Origin of the sequence: Micromonospora lupini, from assembly GCF_026342015.1 — a bacterium.
Classification (GTDB): Bacteria; Actinomycetota; Actinomycetes; order Mycobacteriales; family Micromonosporaceae; genus Micromonospora; species Micromonospora lupini_B.
The window spans coordinates 1,011,106-1,031,126 of the sequence record NZ_JAPENL010000002.1 but is presented as its reverse complement, the minus strand read 5'-3'; the positions used below and the strand labels follow the sequence as shown (position 1 = coordinate 1,031,126).

The following is a 20,021-nucleotide window of genomic DNA, read 5'->3' as shown; positions in this document are numbered from 1 at the left end:
GTACGGTGGGTCCATGGCGCAGTTCGTGGACTGGGATCTGGCCGCCGCCACCGCGGGGGCGTTGAGCAAGTCGGGCCCCCGGGTGTCGTACTCCGAGGCCACCGACGTCGTCGGCGACCTGCGTCGGCTGACCGAGGAGGCGGCCGGGCACGTGGCCGACTACACGGGGCTGCGGGCGCAGGTGGCACACCCGCCGGTGCGGGTCGTCGACCGCCGGGACTGGGCGGCCACCAACATCGCCGGGCTCCGCGAGGTGATCACTCCGCTGGTCAGTCGGCTGTCCGGCGACAAGCAGCCCGGCGCGCTCACCGAGGCGATCGGGTCCCGGCTGACCGGGGTGCAGGCCGGCACCGTGCTTGCCTACCTCTCCGGCCGGGTGCTCGGCCAGTACGAGGTCTTCTCCGCCGACCCGGGCCAACTGCTGCTGGTGGCGCCGAACATCGTCGAGGTGGAGCGCAAGCTCGGCGCCGACCCCCGGGACTTCCGGCTGTGGGTCTGTCTGCACGAGGTCACCCACCGGACCCAGTTCACCGCCGTGCCGTGGATGCGGGCCTACTTCCTCGGCGAGGTGCAGGCGTTCGTCGACGCCTCGTCCAGTGGCAGCGAACACCTCGTGGAGCGGCTGCGGCGCGGGGTGGCGACGCTTTCCGAGGCGATCCGCGACCCGGAGAGCCGCACGAGCGTGCTGGACATCGTGCAGACTCCGGCGCAGCGCGCCGTCCTCGACCGGCTCACCGCGCTGATGACCCTGCTGGAGGGGCACGCCGAGTTCGTGATGGACGGTGTCGGCCCGCAGGTGATCCCGAGCGTGGAGCGCATTCGGGCGTCGTTCAACAGGCGACGCGAGGCGGGTAACCCGTTGGAGAAGGCGATCCGCAGGCTGCTCGGGGTGGACGTCAAGATGCGCCAGTACGCCGAGGGCCGCAAGTTCGTGCACGGCGTCGTCGAGCGGGTCGGGATGGACGGCTTCAACTCGATCTTCAACTCGCCGCTCACCCTGCCCCGGCTGTCGGAGTTGGGCGACCCGGACGCCTGGGTGGCGCGGGTGCACGGCCCGGCCGGCACCGTACCGGCCGCTGGCTGACCGTCAGTCGATGGCCGCGCTCGCCCCGCCGGTGGCCGCGATCCGGGTGGCGGTCCGTCGAGCGCTTACCGGCCTGCCGTCCGGCGGTCCGGTGCTGGTCGCCTGCTCCGGTGGGGCCGATTCGCTGGCCCTGGCGGCGGCGACCGTGTTCGTGGCGACCCGGTCGGGTCGGCCCGCCGGTCTGGTGACCGTCGACCACGGCCTGCAGGCCGGCTCGGAACGACGCGCGGAGGCCGTGGCGGGCTGGGCCCGGGAGGCCGGGTTCGCGCCGGTGGTGGCGGTGCGGGTGCGGGTGGCCGGGCGTCCGGGTGGCCCGGAGGCGGCAGCCCGGGAGGCCCGCTACGAGGCGTTGAGCGAGGCGGCTCGGCAGCACGAGGCGGTCGCGGTGCTCACCGGGCACACCCGCGACGACCAGGCGGAGACCGTTCTGCTCGCGCTCGCCCGGGGCGCCGGCCCACGCGGACTGTCCGGAATGCCGGAGCGGCGGGACCTGGACGGGGTGCCGCTGCTGCGTCCGCTGCTGGAGATCGCCCGGGAGCAGACGCGCGCCGCCTGTGCCGCGCTCGGGCTGAGCCCGTGGCAGGACCCGCACAACACCGACCCGTCGTACGCCAGGTCGAGGGTGCGGGCCGACCTGCTGCCGGCGTTGGTGCGGGCACTCGGGCCGGGCGTGGTGGGCAACCTGGCGCGTACCGCCCGACTGGTGGCTGCGGACAACGCCGCCCTCGACGAGTTGGCGGGTACGGCGCTGGAGGCGGCCCGGTGCCCCGACGGAGGGCTCTCCGTTCGGCCGCTGGCCGACCTCCCGCCCGCCGTGCGCGGTCGGGTGCTGCACTCCTGGGCGCGTGAGCTGGGTGCGCCGCCGAGCGCGTTGTCGCACCGGCACGTCGTCGCCCTGGACGCGCTTGTGACGGGCTGGCACGGTCAGGGCCCGACCGACCTGCCGGGCGGTCGCCGGGTGCTCCGCCGTGCCGACCGGCTGACACCTGTCGACCCCCCGCCCGACTGATCGAACTCCCGTTGCTCTGCTTCAGCCGGCGCAACAGATTCGGTGCTCGAGTGGTGCGCGGAGTGCAGCAGAGCAAAGCTCGCCAACTGATGCCCCGGGTCAGGCGGTGTGGGCCCGGTCCCGGAAGGTGCTCCGGTAGCTGTGCGGGGTGGCGCCGACCCGGCGGCTGAAGTGGTGGCGCAGCGCGGCAGCGTCGCTGAAGCCGGCCTGGTCGGCGACGGCCTCCACGCTCAACGGGGTCTCCTCCAGCAGCCGTCGGGCGAGCAGCACCCGCTGGTTGGTGAGCCAGTCGTGCGGAGTGGTGCCGGTCTCGGCGCGGAACCGGCGGGCGAACGTGCGCGGGGCCATGCCGGCGCGGGTGGCCAGCTCCTCCACCGTGATCGTCCGGTCCAGGTGCCCCATCAGCCACTCCAGCACGGGCTCCAGGGTCGGCGCCTCGGGCGCCCGCGGGATGGGTGCCTCGACATACTGCGACTGGCCGCCGTCGCGGTGCGGCGGGACCACCATCCGCCGCGCCAGCCGGGTCGCGGTGGCCGAGCCGTGCACCTGGCGGATCAGGTGCAGGCAGGCGTCGATGCCGGCCGCCGTGCCGGCGCTGGTGAGCAGCCGACCGTCCTGGACGTACAGCGAGTTGCAGCGCACCCGGGCGCGGGGGTGCCGGCGTTGCAGCTCGTCGACGTAGCGCCAGTGGGTGGTGCACTCCCGGTCGTCAAGCAGGCCGGCCGCACCGAGCAGGAAGGCGCCGGAGCAGACGCTGAACAGGTACGCGCCGCGCGCGTCGGCACGGCGCAGCGCGTCGAGCACCGGGTCGGGGACGACGGTGCCCTGGCTGTGCGCGGGGACGGCCACCAGGTCGGCCTCCTCCAGCGGGCCGAGGTCGGCGTTCGGGGTGAGGTGGAAGCCGGAGGACGTCCGCACGGCAGCGCCGTCGGGGCTGCACACGTCGAAGCGGTACGCGGGGAAGCCGTCGGCCGTCCGGTCGGTGCCGAACACCTCGGCCAGCACACCGAGCTCGAAGGGAGCGACCTGGTCGAGGGCGAGGACGGCGACGGACCGGAGCATGTGACGAGGGTAACCCGAGGGGTGGCAGTAAATCGATGCCCAGTGGCATTTCTGCCACTGTCCGGGTGGCGGGAGTCGGCGCAAACTGGTCTCAGTCCGGTGCGCACCGGCGGCGAAACCGACAGCAATCATGCGAAAGTGAGCGCCGCCATGGAGTTCCTGCTCTTCCTCCTGTTCCTCGTCCTACTCGTCGCCGCCTCGGCGGCCGGCCTCACCGCGGACAGCCACGACTCGGCCGACTGGAAGCCCAGCGAGGACGGCCGCCGCTGGCGGTCTCGTACCAGCTGATGCTTTTGGCGTCTTTTGCGCCGAAGATCCCCGGCGGGACCGTGCCGAAAGGTGCGGCCCCGCCGACGGAGGCCATCCGACGTACGGCAGGCTAGGAGTCATGGCTGACGGCTCCTGGTACGACGCCGACATCGACCACGTGATCATCTCCGAGGCGCAGATCCGCGAGAAGACGGCGGAGCTGGCCAAGCAGGTCTCCGCCGACTACTCCCACGTGGGCGACGGACTGCTACTGGTCTGCGTGCTCAAGGGCGCGGTGATGTTCATGGCGGACTTCGCCCGGGCGTTGGGCCGCAACGGCCCCCCTGCCGAACTCGACTTCATGGCCATCTCCTCCTACGGCCAGGGCACCACATCCTCCGGCGTGGTCCGCATCCTCAAGGACCTGGACCGGGACATCGCCGGCCGGCACGTCGTGGTCGTCGAGGACATCGTCGACTCCGGGTTGACGCTCTCCTGGCTGCTGCGCTACCTGGAGTCGCGTTCGGCGGCGAGCGTCGAGGTGGTCGCGCTCTTCCGCAAGCCGGACGCGGTGAAGGTGCCGGTCCCGGTCAAGTACGTCGGCTTCGACATCCCCACCGAGTTCGTGGTCGGCTACGGCCTCGACTTCGGCGAGCGGTACCGGGAGCTGCCCTACGTCGGCGTGCTCAAGCCCGAGGTCTACGCCCGCTCCTGACGGCGGGCCCGCCCGTGGCGCTGTGACGCCGACTCGATCGGCATCCATCAAGCCGACGTTCAGCGCGCTCTCAGCTGTTCCGGTTACCGTGGAGCCCGGTGGCGCGGAGGCAACTCCGTGCCCGGCCCCTCGACCGCGTGACCGGGCGTGCGGGTGGCCGGGCCGGATTCCCCGCCACGCCGGTTCTTGCCCGGACCCGCCGTACGTCTCGTGTGCGGGGCTGCCGAGGACCGCCCACGGAGCCCGTCGTCGATGGCGACGGAGAACCCGGGGGCGGGGCTCGCAGGCCCGCTCGTCGCGTACACGGGCTTTTGATTGGTACACGACTGCGGGGCTCGCAAGCTCACTCCTCGCGTACACGGTGTACCGTCGAATGACCGCGGCGCGGCAGTTTTCGCGCCTCGGGGTCGAGGCCGGCCCGCACGGCGGCTCCGACGCCGCCCAGGGCGGCGACACCATCAGACGGTCAGGACGTCGATCAGGAGGATGCGGGCGCTCCGGCGCTCGACAACAGTATGGAACGTACGCGTTTCTTCCGCCGACCGGTGGTCTGGATCATCCTGGTCATCCTCGGCGCCGTTGTGCTCAGTCAGCTGTTCACCGCTGGTCCCAGCTACCACCGCGTGGACACTTCCGTTGCGCTCGACCAGCTCCACACCGCCCAGATCAACAAGGTCGTGTTCCAGGACAAGGAGCAGACGCTCCAGCTGGACCTGAAGAACAAGACCAAGTTCGGTGAGACCAACACCGACCGGATCGAGGCCCAGTTCCCGTACCAGGCTGGGGACGAGATCTGGAACCAGGTGCTGGACGCCAAGGCGGCCAACCGGGTCACCGGCCCGGCCGACGCCAAGGTCTCGTCGGACAGCATCTGGGTGAGCCTGCTGGTCAACCTGCTGCCGATCGCGCTGCTCGTGCTCCTGCTGCTGTTCTTCATGTCGCAGATGCAGGGCGGCGGCTCCCGCGTGCTCAACTTCGGCAAGTCCAAGGCGAAGATGATCACCAAGGACACTCCGAAGACGACCTTCGCGGACGTCGCGGGTGCCGAGGAGGCCGTCGAGGAACTGCACGAGATCAAGGACTTCCTGCAGAACCCCGCGAAGTACCAGGCCCTGGGCGCCAAGATCCCGAAGGGCGTGCTGCTGTTCGGCCCGCCCGGCACCGGCAAGACCCTGCTGGCCCGCGCGGTCGCCGGCGAGGCCGGGGTGCCCTTCTACTCGATCTCCGGCTCCGACTTCGTGGAGATGTTCGTCGGTGTCGGCGCCAGCCGGGTCCGCGACCTCTTCGAGCAGGCCAAGACGAACGCCCCGGCGATCGTCTTCGTCGACGAGATCGACGCCGTCGGCCGCCACCGCGGCGCGGGCATGGGCGGCGGCCACGACGAGCGCGAGCAGACGCTCAACCAGTTGCTCGTCGAGATGGACGGCTTCGACACCAAGGGCGGGGTCATCCTGATCGCCGCCACCAACCGACCTGACATCCTCGACCCGGCGCTGCTGCGCCCGGGCCGGTTCGACAGGCAGATCCCGGTGGACGCCCCCGACATGGAGGGCCGCAAGGCCGTCCTGCGGGTGCACGCCAAGGGCAAGCCGTTCGCCCCCGACGTCGACCTCGACTCGGTGGCGCGGCGTACCCCGGGCTTCAGTGGTGCCGACCTGGCCAACGTGATCAACGAGTCGGCCCTGCTCACCGCTCGTAAGGACCAGCGGGCGATCTCCAACGACTCGCTCGAAGAGTCGATCGACCGGGTGATCGCCGGTCCGCAGCGACGGACCCGCGTGATGAGCGACCAGGAAAAGAAGATCACCGCGTACCACGAGGGTGGGCACGCGCTTGTCGCCTGGGCGCTGCCGCACGCCGCGCCGGTGCACAAGGTGACGATCCTGTCCCGTGGCCGCTCGCTGGGCCACACCCTGGTGCTGCCGACCGAGGACAAGTACACCCAGACCCGCGCCGAAATGATCGACACCCTGGCGTACGCGCTTGGCGGCCGGGCCGCCGAGGAACTGGTCTTCCACGAGCCGACCACAGGTGCCGGCAACGACATCGAGAAGGCCACCCAGCTGGCCCGCGCGATGATCACCCAGTACGGCATGAGCTCGAAGCTCGGCGCGATCAAGTACGGCACCAGCGGGGACGAGCCGTTCCTCGGCCGCAACATGGGCCACGAGCGGGACTACTCGGACTCGGTCGCCGCCGAGATCGACGGCGAGATGCGGGCACTTGTCGAGCTGGCGCACGACGAGGCCTGGGAGATCCTGGTGGAATACCGGGACGTCCTGGACAGCATCGTGCTCGAGCTGATGGAGAAGGAGACCCTCTCCACGGCCGACATGGCGCGGATCTGCGCGCGGGTGGTCAAGCGCCCGCCGCTTGCTCCGTACAACGGCTTCGGCAAGCGTCAGCCGTCCACCGAGCCGCCAGTGCTCACCCCCGCGGAGAAGGACAAGCTCAAGGCGCAGGCCGAGGCCGACGGTGCGCAGGCGTCCGTCGGAGGCGGCACACCGTCAAACAACTCGGACGGTACGCACTGAGCGACGACCCGACGGCCAGCTCCCCGCACCGGGAGCTGGCCGTCTCCGCGACCGAACCCGACGGCGACGACGAGTTGGACTACGTGGCCGCACGGCTGATCAGCGGCAAGCTGACCGGCCGCCCGGTCGAGGACGCTGTCGACCTCGGCCGGATCGAGAAGGCCGTCCGGGAGATCCTGATCGCCGTCGGCGAGGACCCGGACCGCGACGGACTCCAGCAGACCCCGGCCCGGGTGGCCCGCGCGTACGCCGAGCTCTTCGCCGGCCTGCGCGTCGATCCGGCGCAGGTGCTCAGCACCACCTTCGAGGCCAACCACGAAGAGCTGGTGATCGTCCGGGACATCGACGTGATGAGCCTCTGCGAGCACCACCTGCTGCCGTTCCGGGGCAGCGCGCACATCGGCTACATCCCCGGCCCGGACGGGCGGATCACCGGTCTGTCCAAGCTGGCCCGCCTCGTCGAGGTCTTCGCCCGGCGACCCCAGGTGCAGGAGCGGCTCACCTCGCAGGTGGCCGACCTGCTGATGAGCAAGCTCGCCCCGCGCGGCGTCGTCGTCGTGCTCGAATGCGAGCACATGTGCATGGCGATGCGCGGCATCCAGAAGTCCGGTGCCAAGACCATCACCTCGGCGGTGCGCGGCATCCTGCAGTCGGACTCCAAGTCGCGGGCCGAGGCGATGGCGCTGATCATCCCCCGCTGACCTACCGAACGCGACGACGGCCGGCCGCCCCTTCCGGGACGGCCGGCCGTGGCGTCTGCGGTGCTTCTCGGGGCCGTGACGTCTTCGGCCGGCCCGCTCGTCTGCGCGTCAGCCGGCCAGCAGGGCCAGCAGCAGGCCGGCCGTGACCAACACCGCCGGCACCAGGCAGACCAACGCGCCGAAGCGCATCGTGCGGTCCACCCGCTCATCGGGGCCGGCCCCGAACAGCCGCCCGACACCCGCCCAACCGACGACGAAGGCGACCGCAGGCATCGGCAACCCGGCGATCAGGGCCGTCACGCTGGCCGGGCCCGCGCCGGTCGCCACGTACACCACCACCTGGATCAGCGGCACCAGCAGCGCCAGCGGCCCGTACACCAGGAGGTTGCGCGCCCGCGTCGGCCAGGACGCGGCCCGGAGGCCGCGACGCGCGGCCAACGCCGCGTCCGCCGCCTCGGCCCGACCCCGCGCGGCCCGCAGCGCCGCCAGCACGGCGGCCGGGCCACCGACCATCGACCGGGCCGCCTCGGTCAGCTCCGGCGGCGACGGCACAAGCGAGATCGCCGGTACGCCCCGCTCCCGCAGCCGCTCCTGCTGACTCGCCAGCCCGGCACGGACGACAGTCAGTTCCTCCCGGGCGGCCTCCGCGGAGCGGGCCTGCTCACCGGCGGCCGCAGCCGCCCCGCGACGGACCGCATCCAGCTGGCGCGCCGCCGCCAGGTACTCGGCCCAGCCGCTGGCGGGTTCCGTGGCCGGCGGCGTGCCGGCGCCATCCGGTCCGACGGTCCGCTGCCGCCCCGGCCCGGTCACCGTCGCGTTCGACCCCACACCGACACCTCCCGCGTGCACCGCCCGCTCACCCCACCCTGTCGGCGAACGGCACCAGGACCGTGCCCCGCTCGTCCGGACCGTCCCACAGCGCCGCCCGGTCCGGGTGCGCCCGCCACTCCACAGGCCGGCCGAAGACCGCGGCGAGTTGCGGGGCCGGCACGTCCAGCACCACGACGGCGGCGAGCTTGTCGACCTCGCCGTCCGGCTCCAGCAGCGCGGCGAACGGCGGCACCGCCCGCCACCAGCCCAGCAGGTGCCGGCCCGCCGGCGGCCCGTCCCGAAGCAGTTCGCGCAACCGGTCGGCCGGCAGCTCCCGTGGCCCCGGCCGGTCCAACCCGAAGACCACCAGGTACGTCGGCAGCTCCCCATCGGTGTCCGCGAGCAGCGTCGGCACGTCCACCAGGCGGGCCGGATGACGGGCGGCCAGCTCGGCCGTCAACGCCTCCGCCAGCGGGCGTGCCCCCTGGTCCGGCGCGGCCACCAGGAACCGGGCGGTGCCCGGCGAATGATGGGCCGCGGTGCTCCGGGCCGCCGTCGCCAACAGGCCACCCGCCGCCGGCCCCGAGCCCAGCACCGCGAGATTGCGCCCGGCCGCCGGCCCCAGCGGAACGGCAACCGTCGTACGGGCCACGTCCACCGCTCGCCCGAGCAGGGCCGCCGGCCCGTGTGCCTCGCCCGCCAGAGCCGCCCGGTGACGCGGATCGTTGCTCAGCAGCGGACGAGCGTACCCGGCGAACACCACCGGGGGCGCCGACCCGGCTGGCCGGGCCGCCCACAGCTCGTGCCGCAGCTCCTCGACGACCTCCGGATGGTCCAGCGGATCCGGGTGCCTGATCAACCGCTCGTGGCCACGGATCGCGCCCCGGGGGCCACCCAGCCCTCCGGCGGTGTTCACCACCGCGCTGCCCACCGGCAGCCCCGCGGCCGAGTCGTTCTGCGGCTCCAGCACCGGGCCGCCGCCCGGCAACGCCACCCGCACCGGGAACTGCCCGAGCACCGAATCCCGGTGCCCGGCGTCCGCGCGGGCACTCAACCCCAGCTCACCCGCCCCCGCCAGCACCAGGTGTACGCCGTACGCCCGGCCGGCGCGCGCCAGCCCCTCCACCTGCGCCGTCAGCTCGGCTGCCAGCCGATCCCGCTCGGCGAAGAGCAGCGGCACATTGTCCACCACACAGACGATGCGGGGCAGTGAGCGGTGCTGGCGCAGCTCCGCGAAGCGCTGCCCACCGGCTCGCCCAGCCGCCTCCGCGCGCCGCTGCACCTCGGCCGTCAACTGGTCGAGCAGATCCCGGACGTACTCCCGGTCGGCGGCCATCGCCGCGGCCCGCACCTGTGGGATCCAGGAGCGGTCCCGCTCGGTCTGTAGAAACTCCACGAACGACTCGCCGTCGCCCAGATCCGCCAGGTAGAGCGCCAGGTCGTCCGGGCCGTACCGGGCGACCAGCCCCAGCAGCGCGGTGGTCAGGAACGCCGCACGTCCCGCCCCGGACCGGCCACTGACCAGCCAGTGCGGGGTCAACTCGGTGAAGCCCAGGGGCACCGGCCGGCCCCCGGCGTCACCCACCATCGTGGTGAGACTGTCCGCTGAGTCCGCCTCCCAGAGTCGCTCACCAGTCGCCGGCAGCAGATCCGCCAACGCCAGGCGGGAACCCGCCTCCACCTGGGCGGCGAGCCGCCGACAGACCGCGTCGACGAGATCCGCCGGAGGGTCCGCCTCCACGAAGACCGGCGAGTTCAACCCGCCCGGTGACTCGGCCGCCGGGCTCGTGAACGACGCCCCCGGCGGATCACCGAGCAGCGCGTACGCGTTGCGCAGCACCAACGAGGTGGCCTGCGGCAACGGCTCCCGGGACGCGTACGGGCCCGGTGGCGGCCAGCCGGCCACCACCAGGTGCAAGCCCGCTGCCGGCCCCTGCTCGGCCAGCGCCTCGATCCGCGCCAGGTCGGTCGGGCCTGTCAACTCCGGCAACGCGGCGACCACCAGCAGCAGGGTGCGGTCGTGACGGCGACGCCCGCTCGCACCCGGGGTGACCCACTGCTCCGCCTCCGTCAACACCGCCCGCAGACCCGCCACGTCCACCGCCGGTGGCGGCAGCAGCCCGGCATCGGCCAGCGCGCCGAACGGCGTCAGCACCGCACCCGTGGCGTCCACCGCGCGCACCAGCAGCGCACCCGCAGGCGCCGCGCCCAGCAACCGCAGCAGCACAGCCCGCAGCAGCCCCGCCACCCGAGGCTCCCGCGCATCGGCATCGACACTCAGGTGCCCGGTCCCGATCAACGGCACGAGCGCGGGGAAACGAGCGTCGTCCAACGGCGCCGCCGTACCCACCCGCACGAAGGGCGGAGGACCGTCACCCGCCGGAGAATCCACTGTGAGCGAGTCCAGACCGGCACCCGACCAGCCCGGAGCCAGCTGGGCGGCAACCACCCGCAGTCGGTCGGCCAACTCGTACTGGCGGCGCTGATCCGCAGGGGCCGGTCGCGTCTCGTCGAGGATGCCGGCAGCGGCGGTCACCACCGCTGCGGCCCGGCGGTGCAGCGCCGCGGCGCGGTTCGTGCGTGCCTTCGGACCGGCCACCGTGTCCACCCCCTCACCCGAGGTTGGCAACCCCTCCCGGAGCAGTGACGGTATCCCAGCCAGGGCCGCCGCTCCGGGAGGTACCGCGGCGGTGCGCCGGTGTTGTCGTGGATCTCACCGGTGGGGAGGGGTCCGTCACGATCCGCTTGATCTGAGGCATTGGCTCCGGGCCGTCCAGCCGTTAACTTCAGGAGGTGGAATCAGTGCAGCCCCCCGCCGGTTCCCAGGTCTCCCGCGTACCGGCCCAACGGACTCCGTCCGAGCAGCTGCCGCCGGCCCCGCCAGCGCCGGCGCCACAACCGCGCCGCCGCCGACTGCGAACCGTGCTCACCGTGGTCGGTGGGGTGCTCGCCCTGCTCTGCCTCGGTGCGGTGGCGACGGGTTATGTGTTGTACAACCGGGCGGCCGCCCCGGACCGCAGCGCGCCCGACGTGGTCGTGGTCAATTACCTGCAGGCGGCGCTTGTGTCTCGTGATACCCAGAGAGCCAAGTTGTTCACCTGCGATGGCGCAGTTCCGGCGGTAGATGAGTTTGGTGCACAAATGACCGAACGGCAACAGCAACTGAATGTATCGTTTTCAATCAATATCGAGGGTGTGGCGGTTTCTAAAATCAGTCCAAGCGAAGCCTCGGTCATTGCCGTGATTCGTCGAAGCGCATCAATCGACGGAGTTCAACAAAGTTTGGCTGATACCTGGCGATTCGATGTTCGAGACAGAGATGGTTGGCGTGTTTGCACCGGTGCCAAGGTCGGCTAGCCGTCACTCGATCCACAGCAGATGGACCGGTACCTCAAGAGTGGTGGGGGACTGGCCGCGCCAGGCCCAGCGGTACCACTCCACCTCGGGCGTGATCCGCACGCAGATGTCGCCCTCGGCGCCTGAGTAGGTCTCGGTGACGGCTCGCATGTCCCGGTGTTCCAGCCTACCCTCGACGTGCACCACCCGTCGTCCGGTGACGGCGTCCGCCTCGAACACGGGTGTGGGGGACCTGTGGGACGGTCCGTCCAGCGAGACCAGCCGGATTCCGGTGTCCCGGGTCGTGTCCGAACCGGGCCGTTCACCGACCGTCTCCACCCAGACCCGTTCCACCGGGACCAGCGGCGCGAACACCTCGATCTGGTCGGCCTCGGCGCGGTACCACTCGTGCTCCGGGATGACCGGCACGTAGGTCCGCGCACCCTGCACGACGCGGTCGTCCGCACGCAGGTCGCCTCGCCAGCCCAGTCCGGGCAGACCGACAAGCACCCGCTGTCCGCGCAACTCGACGCGCCCGGTCGCGGGAACGATGGCCAGTGGGCGGGGTGGTCGGGGCGCCCAGTCGGGCTGGTCGGCGAACGGGTCCGGCATCGGTCCGGTCATGCCTGAGGCGGCCTCACTCCGCGGCGCGCAGCGGGGCACCCCGCTCGCGCATGAACGGAATCGGGTCGACCGCGCCCCGGCTGGACCGGTCGTTGCGCAGGTGCACCTCGAAGTGCAGGTGTGGACCGGACGAGTTGCCGCTGCTGCCCACCTGCCCGATCACCTCGCCGGCCGGCACGATCTGATCCGGCGAGACCCGGGGACGGACCACCATGTGGCAGTACCGGGTGATGTAGCCGCCGGCGTGCAGCACGTCGACGAACCATCCGCAGCCGCCCTTGCCGGGGTACCCGTCGACGTCACAGCTCCGCCGCCCGCGGTTGTCCGGGTCGCAGCGGGCGACGAGCACCCGACCGGCCGCCGCGACACGGATCTCGGTGCCCTTGGCGGCCCCGATGTCGACCCCGTTGTGGCTGGGGCGGTCGGCCGTCCGGAAGCCCGAGCCGACGTCGCCGGAGATGGGCGCCGTCCAACCCGAGGCGGCGATCTCACCGCGCTCCGCCGCGTCGCACACCGCCTTGCCGTTGATCTCCACGGTGCGGGCCGCGCCACCGGCGAGGGCGTCCACGATCTTGCTGGCCAACTCCTCGTGCTTGGCGTACGCGTCCGGATAGGCGCTGATTTGGACCTGCTGGGCCACGACCGTCAGCGGTCGGCGTTGCCAGCTGCGGACCTTCACGAGCTTTTCGTAGAACTTCCGGGCCGTGTAGGCGGGGGTCATCCGCTCGGCGACCGAGCCCCATCCCGGCCGCTGCTGGAACAGGCCCAATGAGTCGTGGTCCGCGCCGACGCCCTCGTGCGGCAGGGCGAGGGAGGCGGGCACGCCTGTGTTCGCCAGGTTGCGCAGCGCGGACTCCTGCATCGCGGTGGCCAGGGCGATCACCCAGCCACGCGAGGGCACCCCCATGTCCTGACCGACCTTGATGATGATCGCCGCGTTGCGGATCTGCGCGTCGCCATACTCGCTGAAGCGGGGCAGTTCGCCGACGATGTCCACCGGACGCACCGGTCCGCAGCCCCAGCCCGCCAGGGTGTCCCCGTCCTCCGCGTCGCCGCCGAGGCCGCTGAGGAAGAACGCCGCGGTGCCCCCGGCGCAGCAGAGCAGGAGCAGCACCCCGGTGAGCACCGAGGCGATCACGCCTACCCGGATCGGCCGGCGAAGAGCACGCCCTGCGCCCCCGGCTGTCACTGTCGCTCCCAGTCGACCACGTCGACCAGCCAACCCTCATCCGCCACCACCAGTTCCAACCGGAGCCGTCCGGTATCGAGCGGCAGCAGCACCTCGACGAACGTGTCGGTGCGCGACCGCAACGATGCTGGGCCGGTCACCTCCTCGGCCGGCACTCCGCCGGGCTCGGCGCCGGCCAGCTTCTCGGTCAGCGCCGGGGTCGACAACGGTCGCAGGCCGGCCTGCCACTGTTCGGCGGTCATTCCGGGTCGGCCGAGCCAGGCGGAGGCGAACTGGCCGGCGGTCTGCTCCGGTGTGCGGGCGCCGGGCCGGGTCACCGGCGACGGCGGAGCCTCCGTCGAGGTCACCCCGTCGTCGCCGGCTGTCGGGTCGACGGTGGTGATCGGCCGGTCCGGCCGGCTGCTCAACCCGTCCGCCGGGTCCATCGGCCCGGACGCCAGGCGTGCCGCCCCGATCACCCCGAAGACGAGTACCGCGATCACCACCGCCACCCCCAGCCGGGACCGCAGCGCCCGGGTGAAGAGGAATTCCAGGGCCCGTCGCATCGCTGTCACCGAGCCTCTGAGCGCACCCGCGGTCCGGTGCGGTCCGGCGCACGTTCCGTGGAGCCTGGCCGGTAGACCACGAACGACGGATTCTCCGACGGCACGTCCGGTTCGGTCCAGGTCGCCGGCTGCCGTCGACGGGGCTGCGGCGGCACCTGACGACCTCGGTTGCCGGTCTCTGTCGTCGGCGCCTCATCGGCGCGTTCATGGCCGTCCGGTCGGCCGTCGCCGGCGCCTCGGCTCGCCACCGGGGTTGGCGTCGGCGACGGGGCCGGGTCTTCCCGGCGTGCCTCCGGGCGCAGCCGGGTCTGCTCGGCGACCGGCGACCGGCGGCGTCCGCCCACCGGCTCCATCGTGCCCCCGGGCTCGGCCACGTCGAGCCGCGCCGCCGTCCGCATGTCCCGGAAGAATCGGCGGTGCCAGGATCCCGCCGAGCTGACCGCCTCGCTGCTGTCCTTACCGCCGAGCTGGGTGATTCGCCGGTACGGGCGGAGCAGCAGCCAGCCGACCACTCCGCACAACCACACCAGTACCACCTGGAGCCATCCGGGCAGTGTGGGCGTACTCATGATCAAATCGACCGCGAAAAGGTAGATGGCGGCCCCGGTGCCGAAGATGGCGATGTTGAAGATCGCGGCGACCACGGCGTTCGCGAGCCGCCGCAGGCCGGCACTGGCCGGCCGGAGCAATCCGACCGTGCCCAGGATGGGCGCCGCGATCACCGCCCAGCGGAAGATCAGGAAGCCCAGCAGGACCAGTAGCGACGCGGTCAGGTCGAACATGGCGAACAGCACCGAGGCCAGCACCGCGATGAATCCGGCACCCACCCGGTCCATGTCCCGGACCCCCTGGAGGTACTCGTAAGCCTCCGGATCCTCGGTCTGGATCTGCTCGGCCACCCGCGCCCACTGCTGCTGCTTGGCCTTAATCGTCGCCTCCCGGGTGGCCGGGTTGGCGCGCATGGACTGGGCTTCGCCCCAGGTCAGAGATCGCGCGTCGTACAGCGCCGGACCGTACTTGCGGGCCGTCTCGCTGTCGGCCGAGCCGAGCACACCCCGGACCCAGTTCCGGTAGAGCATGGTCTCGGTGGCAGTGTCGCTCGCGCGGACGGCCGGGGTTCGGAGATCTTTGCAGCGGTCCGGATCGATGCAGCGTCCGGGTTCGGGTTCCTTTGCCTGCGGACCCACCGCGTCGTGGACCACGCCGAGACTGGTGACAAGCGCGCCGTCCGCGATGTTCGCCGACTTCACCGGCCAGGCGGCGAGCGCGGTGACCGCCACCATCACCAACAGAGCCCAGCCGGCGGTGGTCATGGCGTTGCTCATGTCCGACTGCCGGGATCGCCAGAGCAGATAGAGCCCCACCACGCACAGCGTGACGATCCCGAAGACGCTGAATACCTTTTCGTAGACCGACTTGGTCGCCTTCTCGACCAGCGGGTCCGCCCATCCCCACATCGATCCGGGGTCCCAGGCACGCTCTCTGAGCGCGTTCGAGGCGCCGATGATCGCCGTGGCGGCCATGAACTCGCCATTTGCGATGGTGGTGGTGAACTTGTAATCCGGATGCAGCACGCTCGACGCGCATCCGCCGTCGATGTCGTAGGTGTTGTAGCTGTAGCCCGCGTATCCGTAGAGGCTGTAGCGGCCGGCTACACCGTTCGCCGCCTCAGCTGGAGGCGCGGCTGCGAACCAGCCGGCCAGGCCGGAGTCCGGCGTGCCCGGTGTCGGCGCGTTGCGGCACTTGACCTCGTCCTCGCTGACCGCCTGGAGTTTCCCTACGCAGGCCCGGAAGTCGGCCTGCCACTCCGCCGTCGTGCAGAGGTCGGCGCGGGCCTGGGCGGCGGGTGGGGCGGCTGCGGCCGCCTCCGCGCCGAGCAGCGGCCAGCTGAGGGTGGCCCCGGCCAGCACGCCGAGCGCGAGCAGGAACGACGCGATCCGTGCCCGGGGCCCAGCCATGTCACGCCTCCAGATCCGGCAGGGAGATGCTCGGCAGGACTCCGGCCGCCGCGGCGATCGCGGCGGGCGTGGTGTCGAGGTGGTCCAGCAGGCCCTCGACGTACGAGACGTCGACGCGGACCTTCTGCACCCGGCCGTCGACGTCGCGCATCACGAACTCGCGGAAACCGAGGCGGTTGGACGAGCTGGTGTCGGCAGCGGAGAGCGAGGCCAGGGTGGCCTCGTACCCGTCGTTGACCGGCACCCGCAGCAGCCGCAGCGCTTCGGAGGCGATCTCGGCGTCCTCGGCGATCCGGCCGACGAAGACGGTGGAGACCAGGTTCTGCACGTCGAGGCCGAGGATGTCGCGGGGGTTCTGCGAGGCGACAAGCGCGGCGAGGTTCCACTTTCGGGAGTCCCGGGCGAGCCGGACCAGGAACGAGCGGCCCGACCGCCAGCCCTCCATGAAGTGCGCCTCGTCGAGGCCTACGAGCTTCCGGGATGACATGGACCCGCCGTAGCAACGGCGGACGGCGAGCCGGTGCGCGGTGTGCAGCATCGGCAGGGCGAGTGCTTCCTCGGCTGACCAGTACTCGCGCTCGATCTTGAGGTCGGGCAGTCGGAGCCCGGCCATCGTGATCACGGTGAGCGCCGCGTCGGCACCGAGCAGACCCTCCGGCGGCCGACCGAAGAAGAGCATGGCCAGTGGCATCTCGGCGGTGTCGAGGAGCAGGTTCGCGAGCTCCTTGCCGGCGTCGTCGTCGAGCCGTCCGAGGCAGCTCACCACATCGTCCAGGGTGGACGTCTCCTCGGCGGGGACCTGCCGGACGGCGTGCCGGAACAGGGTGGCTGTCGACGCCTCCCGGGCCACCTGCGGCGGAACGAGCATCATGCAGATGTCCTGGACCAGCATGCGCCGCTCGGCGCGGGCGTTGGAGACCGCGATCTCGAACTCGCGGTCACCTGCGGCGCCGGTGGCGAACTCACTGCGCAGTGGCGTCGGGATGAGCGAGTAGGGCGCCAGGGTGCCGTGCTCCGACCCGGTCAGGTTCAACACCCGGGAGTACGGCCGCAGTTCGGGCATGGCGCAGAGCCGGGCCAGCGGCCCGGACGGGTCGAGCAGGGTCACCTGGACCCCTCGCCGGGCGGCGAGGTAGCCCAGCGCGCCGAGCAGGGTCGACTTGCCACCGCCCGGCTCGGCCACGAAGACCGCGAGCCCGGAGCGTTCGCGTACCTCCATGGGGAAGTGCAGGTCGAGGAAGACCGGGCGGCGGCAGGTGCCGGCGGTACGCCCGATCAGGTCGCCCCGCCGGTCACCGACTGTGGAGGCGGCCTGGGGGAGCGCGGCGGCGAGCAGCGGGACCGGCATCCGGCGGACGTAGCCGGTGTTGGCGATGGGCTCGCCGGGGATGAACTCGCGGGCCAGCCAGTCCTGGTTCTTCGGGTGCTGCAGGGAGATGCGCAGCTCCCGGGAGTAGAGCTGGATGAGCCGGCGGGCCCGCTCCAGGCACTCCTCCCTCGTCCGGCCACCGACCGCGATGCGGTGCCAGCCGTGGGCGCGGGCCGAGTCGACGGGGAGCCCGGTGGTCATCTCGTCGCCGATCACCAGCGCCCGCTTGGCGAGCCGTTCCAGCTCCGGGGGCGCGTCGATGCCGTGCTCCGCGTAGTCGAGCTGCTGGGAGCGGATCATCCGCAGCCGGTGTTCGAGGTTGCGGAAGGAGTCGCCGGAACCGAGGATGTCGACCCGGGTGGAGATCTCCATCGGCCAGGGCAGTCGTTCGTGGAAGTGCAGCCAGGGCTCGTGCCGCTCCGGGATCTCCAGCGGCTCCATCCGACCGACGGCGAGCACTGCCACGTGCCGTTCCTCGCCGGTCATCCGGTTGACCAGTTTCACCGTCGAGCCGTACGGGGTGCGGTAGCGCTCGACCTGCTCGGTCAGGGCGAGCAGGTCCCCGCGCTCCCAGCGCCCGTCGGTCACCGGGGAGAGCCTGCCCGGGGGCGCCATGCACAGCGCCACCGAGCGGTAGAGCAGCCACTCCAACTCCTGGGCGGTGACGCGTCGGCCGCGCATGCCGAACGCGCCGAGAACCTCGTCGAACTGCTCCACGGTGCGGCCCAGTTTGCGGCGCTCGCCGTCGGCGGTGCCCCGGCCGAAGGTGCGGAGCAGTCGTTCGGTCATGGAGTCGCCGAGGGAGCGGCGGGCGAAGGTGACGCCCAGGTAGGTCTGCCCCTCGGCATGGTTGACGGCCATGAGGTGTCGCTGGGCGGCGACCAGGTGGTCCGCCCAGCCGGTGGTCCCGGCCACGTCGGGCAGCGGCGCCGGAGTGTGCGAGTCGATGGTGCGCGCCCACTCGTCGGCGGGAAAGGGGCGGGTGGTCCGCCGCAGGTGCAGCCGGAAGCCGGCCAGGCCCGCGTACTGCTCGGAGATGGCCGACAGCAGCGCCTCGCGCTCGGCGTCCGGCCGGAAGGCCCAGCGGACCTCGGGCAGCCAGTACCAGGCCGTGACCGTGTTGGGGGTGAAGGTCAGGTGGCCGGCGATCTCGGTGATGGCCAGCTCGACCGACGGATCCCGGTCACCGAATTTGATCTTCGGGGCGCGGACCCGGGTCGGCTTGATCGGCCGGTCCTGGCGGCTCGCGGTCCGCTGGCGCGGTGGGGCGACCTCTTTCCCGGCCTCGCGGGGCCGCTCCGACCCGGGGCGGTGCGGCGCCCGATCCAAGGCCGGCCGGTCGGTCGGGGCGGCGCTGGCCGGCCGTTCCGCAGGTGCGGATGGTCGGTCCGTCGGGGCGGTCGGTCGCTCCACCGCCGCCGTCGGTCGGCCGACGGGGGCGGCGCTGGGCGTCCGGCGTGCCGGGCCGGTGACAGTCGACGTGGACGCGCCGGTGGTGGTCGGTTCGGGGTCGGCCGAGGGGTGCGGCATCGGACGTCTGTCGCCCGCCTGATGCGGAACCCGGGATTCACCTGCCGGCTCGACTGCCCGCCGGTCGCCTGTGGAACGGTCGTCGGGCGTCCACGGTGGCTCCAGGTCGGGAGCCGGTCGGGGTGGCGTCGGGGCGACCGCGGGCGGCTGCTGCGGGACCGTCGGCTGGCTCCGGGTCGCGGGGCCAGCAGTCACGGCCCGTGGACCACCAGGTCGCGCGCCACCGAACAGGTCCAGGAATGGCGAGTCGATGTCGGCGTTCTCGCCTGCCGAGACTGCGCTGGGCTCGGCGGGCGGCGTCCGGCGGGTGACCGGCCGAGGTGCCTGGAACACACCGACCGCGCCGTGGCCGGGTGAGGTCACCAGCGCGGGATCGAGCGCCACCTCGTCCTCGGCCTCGGGGTAGTCGAATGACTGCGCACGGTGACTGGCCGGCACGGCCGGGCGGCCGGCCGGGGGACCCGGCGTGGAAGCGCGACTCATGCCACCTCACCCGCGTCGTGCGACGAACCGCTCGGCGTACGCCCGGTCATGCCAGCTCCTCCCGGATCCTGATCCGGCTGCCGACCAGGCGCGGGTCGCGCTGCTCGATCGCCGGCTCCCGGGTACGTCGCCAGTCGGTGAGCGCGGTGCGGATGACCACCCGCGCCGGCCGGTCGGGGTCGACGTGCCGGAAGATGAACGACGTGGTCACGATGGCGAGCGCGATCTCCCAGGCGGGGAAGAGTTCGACGGTCAACGTGAACAGCCAGTGGATGAACATGTAGAGGGGGACGAGCAGCATGAAGAGCCCGTACTGGGCGTAGGGCAGGTGGACCGGAAGGGTGTAGCCGGGCGGCCCGAGGTAGACCAGGCGGGCCCGGTAGATGTCGTCGTCGGTGCGCAGCCGCATCTGGTGAACGCGCCTATTCGAAGATCAGGTCGATCAGGTAATCGCCGACGAAGAAGAGTGTGGCCGCGCCGGCGATGAAGGCCAGCCCGACGATGGCGATCGCGGAGCTGGTCAGGACCTTGGATATCTCGCCGCGGCTGGCGCGACCGATGAAGATGACGCCCAGGACGGCGAGCAGGATCGGCGCGATCTTGCTGGCGAAGAAGGTGACGACACCGCTGGTGTCGATCCCCTTCGGTGCCGGCTCGGCGAGCGGAGCTGACGCCAGGGTGGAGAGCGCGTGGGCGACGCCGGACGACGCCGTCTCCATGAGCTCGAAGGCGATCACTGGAACCTCCCCATATCGCGGCCGGCGGTGCCGCGGCGGTGCAGTAGGCAAGCCTGGCGGGAAATGTGCTCGCAGGGCGCAGCGTT

17 protein-coding genes are annotated in these 20,021 nt (G+C 72.0%); 7 read left to right on the top strand and 10 right to left on the bottom strand.

Features of this window, described 5'->3' with window-relative positions; genetic code table 11:
* The first annotated feature begins 13 nt into the window (after nt 1-13).
* Nucleotides 14-1,084 (top strand): zinc-dependent metalloprotease, encoded by a 1,071-nt coding sequence (locus tag OOJ91_RS19675; RefSeq protein WP_266246954.1) that lies wholly within the window; start codon nt 14-16, stop codon nt 1,082-1,084.
* 10 nt (nt 1,085-1,094) lie between these two features.
* Nucleotides 1,095-2,093 (top strand): tRNA lysidine(34) synthetase TilS, encoded by a 999-nt coding sequence (tilS, locus tag OOJ91_RS19670; protein WP_266246953.1) that lies wholly within the window; start codon nt 1,095-1,097, stop codon nt 2,091-2,093.
* A 99-nt stretch (nt 2,094-2,192) separates the two neighbouring features.
* On the opposite strand, the gene OOJ91_RS19665 is transcribed toward tilS, so the two are convergent.
* Nucleotides 2,193-3,155, bottom strand: coding sequence for a GlxA family transcriptional regulator (locus tag OOJ91_RS19665; protein WP_266246952.1), 963 nt, complete (start codon nt 3,153-3,155; stop codon nt 2,193-2,195).
* 138 nt (nt 3,156-3,293) lie between these two features.
* On the opposite strand from OOJ91_RS19665, the gene OOJ91_RS19660 reads away from it, so the two are divergent.
* The 4 genes from OOJ91_RS19660 to folE all read left to right on the top strand — a co-directional run bounded on the left by OOJ91_RS19660 (nt 3,294) and on the right by folE (nt 7,354).
* Nucleotides 3,294-3,443, top strand: coding sequence for a hypothetical protein (locus OOJ91_RS19660; RefSeq protein WP_234587421.1), 150 nt, complete (start codon nt 3,294-3,296; stop codon nt 3,441-3,443).
* Between the two features lie 100 nt (nt 3,444-3,543).
* Nucleotides 3,544-4,119, top strand: coding sequence for a hypoxanthine phosphoribosyltransferase (gene hpt, locus OOJ91_RS19655; protein ID WP_266246949.1), 576 nt, complete (start codon nt 3,544-3,546; stop codon nt 4,117-4,119).
* Nucleotides 4,120-4,634: 515 nt separating this feature from the next.
* Nucleotides 4,635-6,653, top strand: a complete 2,019-nt coding sequence (ftsH, locus tag OOJ91_RS19650; protein WP_266246947.1) for an ATP-dependent zinc metalloprotease FtsH — start codon at nt 4,635-4,637, stop codon at nt 6,651-6,653.
* A gap of 35 nt (nt 6,654-6,688) precedes the next feature.
* A complete protein-coding gene (folE, locus tag OOJ91_RS19645; protein WP_091403265.1) occupies nt 6,689-7,354 on the top strand; it encodes a GTP cyclohydrolase I FolE in 666 nt (221 codons plus the stop codon).
* Between the two features lie 108 nt (nt 7,355-7,462).
* Here folE and OOJ91_RS19640 read toward each other — a convergent pair whose 3' ends face one another.
* Together OOJ91_RS19640 and OOJ91_RS19635 are read right to left on the bottom strand one after the other, a co-directional pair.
* Nucleotides 7,463-8,182 (bottom strand): hypothetical protein, encoded by a 720-nt coding sequence (locus OOJ91_RS19640; protein WP_439117083.1) that lies wholly within the window; start codon nt 8,180-8,182, stop codon nt 7,463-7,465.
* A gap of 28 nt (nt 8,183-8,210) precedes the next feature.
* Complete coding sequence (locus tag OOJ91_RS19635; RefSeq protein WP_266246945.1) at nt 8,211-10,772, bottom strand: FtsK/SpoIIIE domain-containing protein; 2,562 nt, start codon at nt 10,770-10,772, stop codon at nt 8,211-8,213.
* 185 nt (nt 10,773-10,957) lie between these two features.
* On the opposite strand from OOJ91_RS19635, the gene OOJ91_RS19630 reads away from it, so the two are divergent.
* Entirely contained in the window at nt 10,958-11,521 is a 564-nt protein-coding gene (locus OOJ91_RS19630) for a hypothetical protein (RefSeq protein WP_439117082.1), read from the top strand.
* Nucleotides 11,522-11,524: 3 nt separating this feature from the next.
* Here OOJ91_RS19630 and OOJ91_RS19625 read toward each other — a convergent pair whose 3' ends face one another.
* The 7 genes from OOJ91_RS19625 to OOJ91_RS19595 are packed head-to-tail and all read right to left on the bottom strand — an operon-like array spanning nt 11,525 to nt 19,935.
* Nucleotides 11,525-12,124 (bottom strand): hypothetical protein, encoded by a 600-nt coding sequence (locus OOJ91_RS19625; RefSeq protein ID WP_266246940.1) that lies wholly within the window; start codon nt 12,122-12,124, stop codon nt 11,525-11,527.
* Between the two features lie 13 nt (nt 12,125-12,137).
* Nucleotides 12,138-13,313 carry a M23 family metallopeptidase gene (locus OOJ91_RS19620; RefSeq protein WP_266246938.1) on the bottom strand — a complete coding sequence of 392 codons (1,176 nt, stop codon included), beginning with the start codon at nt 13,311-13,313 and terminating at the stop codon, nt 12,138-12,140.
* Nucleotides 13,310-13,867 (bottom strand): hypothetical protein, encoded by a 558-nt coding sequence (locus OOJ91_RS19615; RefSeq protein ID WP_266246935.1) that lies wholly within the window; start codon nt 13,865-13,867, stop codon nt 13,310-13,312. The genes OOJ91_RS19620 and OOJ91_RS19615 overlap by 4 nt, the downstream gene beginning before the upstream one ends.
* Entirely contained in the window at nt 13,864-15,816 is a 1,953-nt protein-coding gene (locus OOJ91_RS19610) for an MFS transporter (protein WP_266246933.1), read from the bottom strand. Before OOJ91_RS19610 ends, OOJ91_RS19615 begins: the two co-directional genes overlap by 4 nt.
* 1 nt (nt 15,817) lies before the next feature.
* Nucleotides 15,818-19,198 carry an ATP-binding protein gene (locus OOJ91_RS19605; RefSeq protein ID WP_266246931.1) on the bottom strand — a complete coding sequence of 1,127 codons (3,381 nt, stop codon included), beginning with the start codon at nt 19,196-19,198 and terminating at the stop codon, nt 15,818-15,820.
* A gap of 46 nt (nt 19,199-19,244) precedes the next feature.
* Nucleotides 19,245-19,607: a hypothetical protein gene (locus OOJ91_RS19600; RefSeq protein ID WP_007466101.1), complete on the bottom strand. Its 363-nt coding sequence runs from the start codon at nt 19,605-19,607 to the stop codon at nt 19,245-19,247.
* Nucleotides 19,608-19,620: 13 nt separating this feature from the next.
* Nucleotides 19,621-19,935 (bottom strand): hypothetical protein, encoded by a 315-nt coding sequence (locus tag OOJ91_RS19595; protein WP_007466099.1) that lies wholly within the window; start codon nt 19,933-19,935, stop codon nt 19,621-19,623.
* Nucleotides 19,936-20,021: the final 86 nt, after the last annotated feature.

Bases quoted from the DNA above. Each gene is read 5' to 3' on its own strand.
- OOJ91_RS19675 (WP_266246954.1), top strand. From the start codon at position 14: ATGGCGCAGTTCGTGGACTGGGATCTGGCCGCCGCCACCGCGGGGGCG.
- tilS (WP_266246953.1), top strand. From the start codon at position 1,095: ATGGCCGCGCTCGCCCCGCCGGTGGCCGCGATCCGGGTGGCGGTCCGT.
- OOJ91_RS19665 (WP_266246952.1), bottom strand. From the start codon at position 3,155: ATGCTCCGGTCCGTCGCCGTCCTCGCCCTCGACCAGGTCGCTCCCTTC.
- hpt (WP_266246949.1), top strand. From the start codon at position 3,544: ATGGCTGACGGCTCCTGGTACGACGCCGACATCGACCACGTGATCATC.
- ftsH (WP_266246947.1), top strand. From the start codon at position 4,635: ATGGAACGTACGCGTTTCTTCCGCCGACCGGTGGTCTGGATCATCCTG.
- OOJ91_RS19625 (WP_266246940.1), bottom strand. From the start codon at position 12,124: ATGACCGGACCGATGCCGGACCCGTTCGCCGACCAGCCCGACTGGGCG.
- OOJ91_RS19610 (WP_266246933.1), bottom strand. From the start codon at position 15,816: ATGGCTGGGCCCCGGGCACGGATCGCGTCGTTCCTGCTCGCGCTCGGC.
- OOJ91_RS19605 (WP_266246931.1), bottom strand. From the start codon at position 19,198: ATGAGTCGCGCTTCCACGCCGGGTCCCCCGGCCGGCCGCCCGGCCGTG.
- OOJ91_RS19600 (WP_007466101.1), bottom strand. From the start codon at position 19,607: ATGCGGCTGCGCACCGACGACGACATCTACCGGGCCCGCCTGGTCTAC.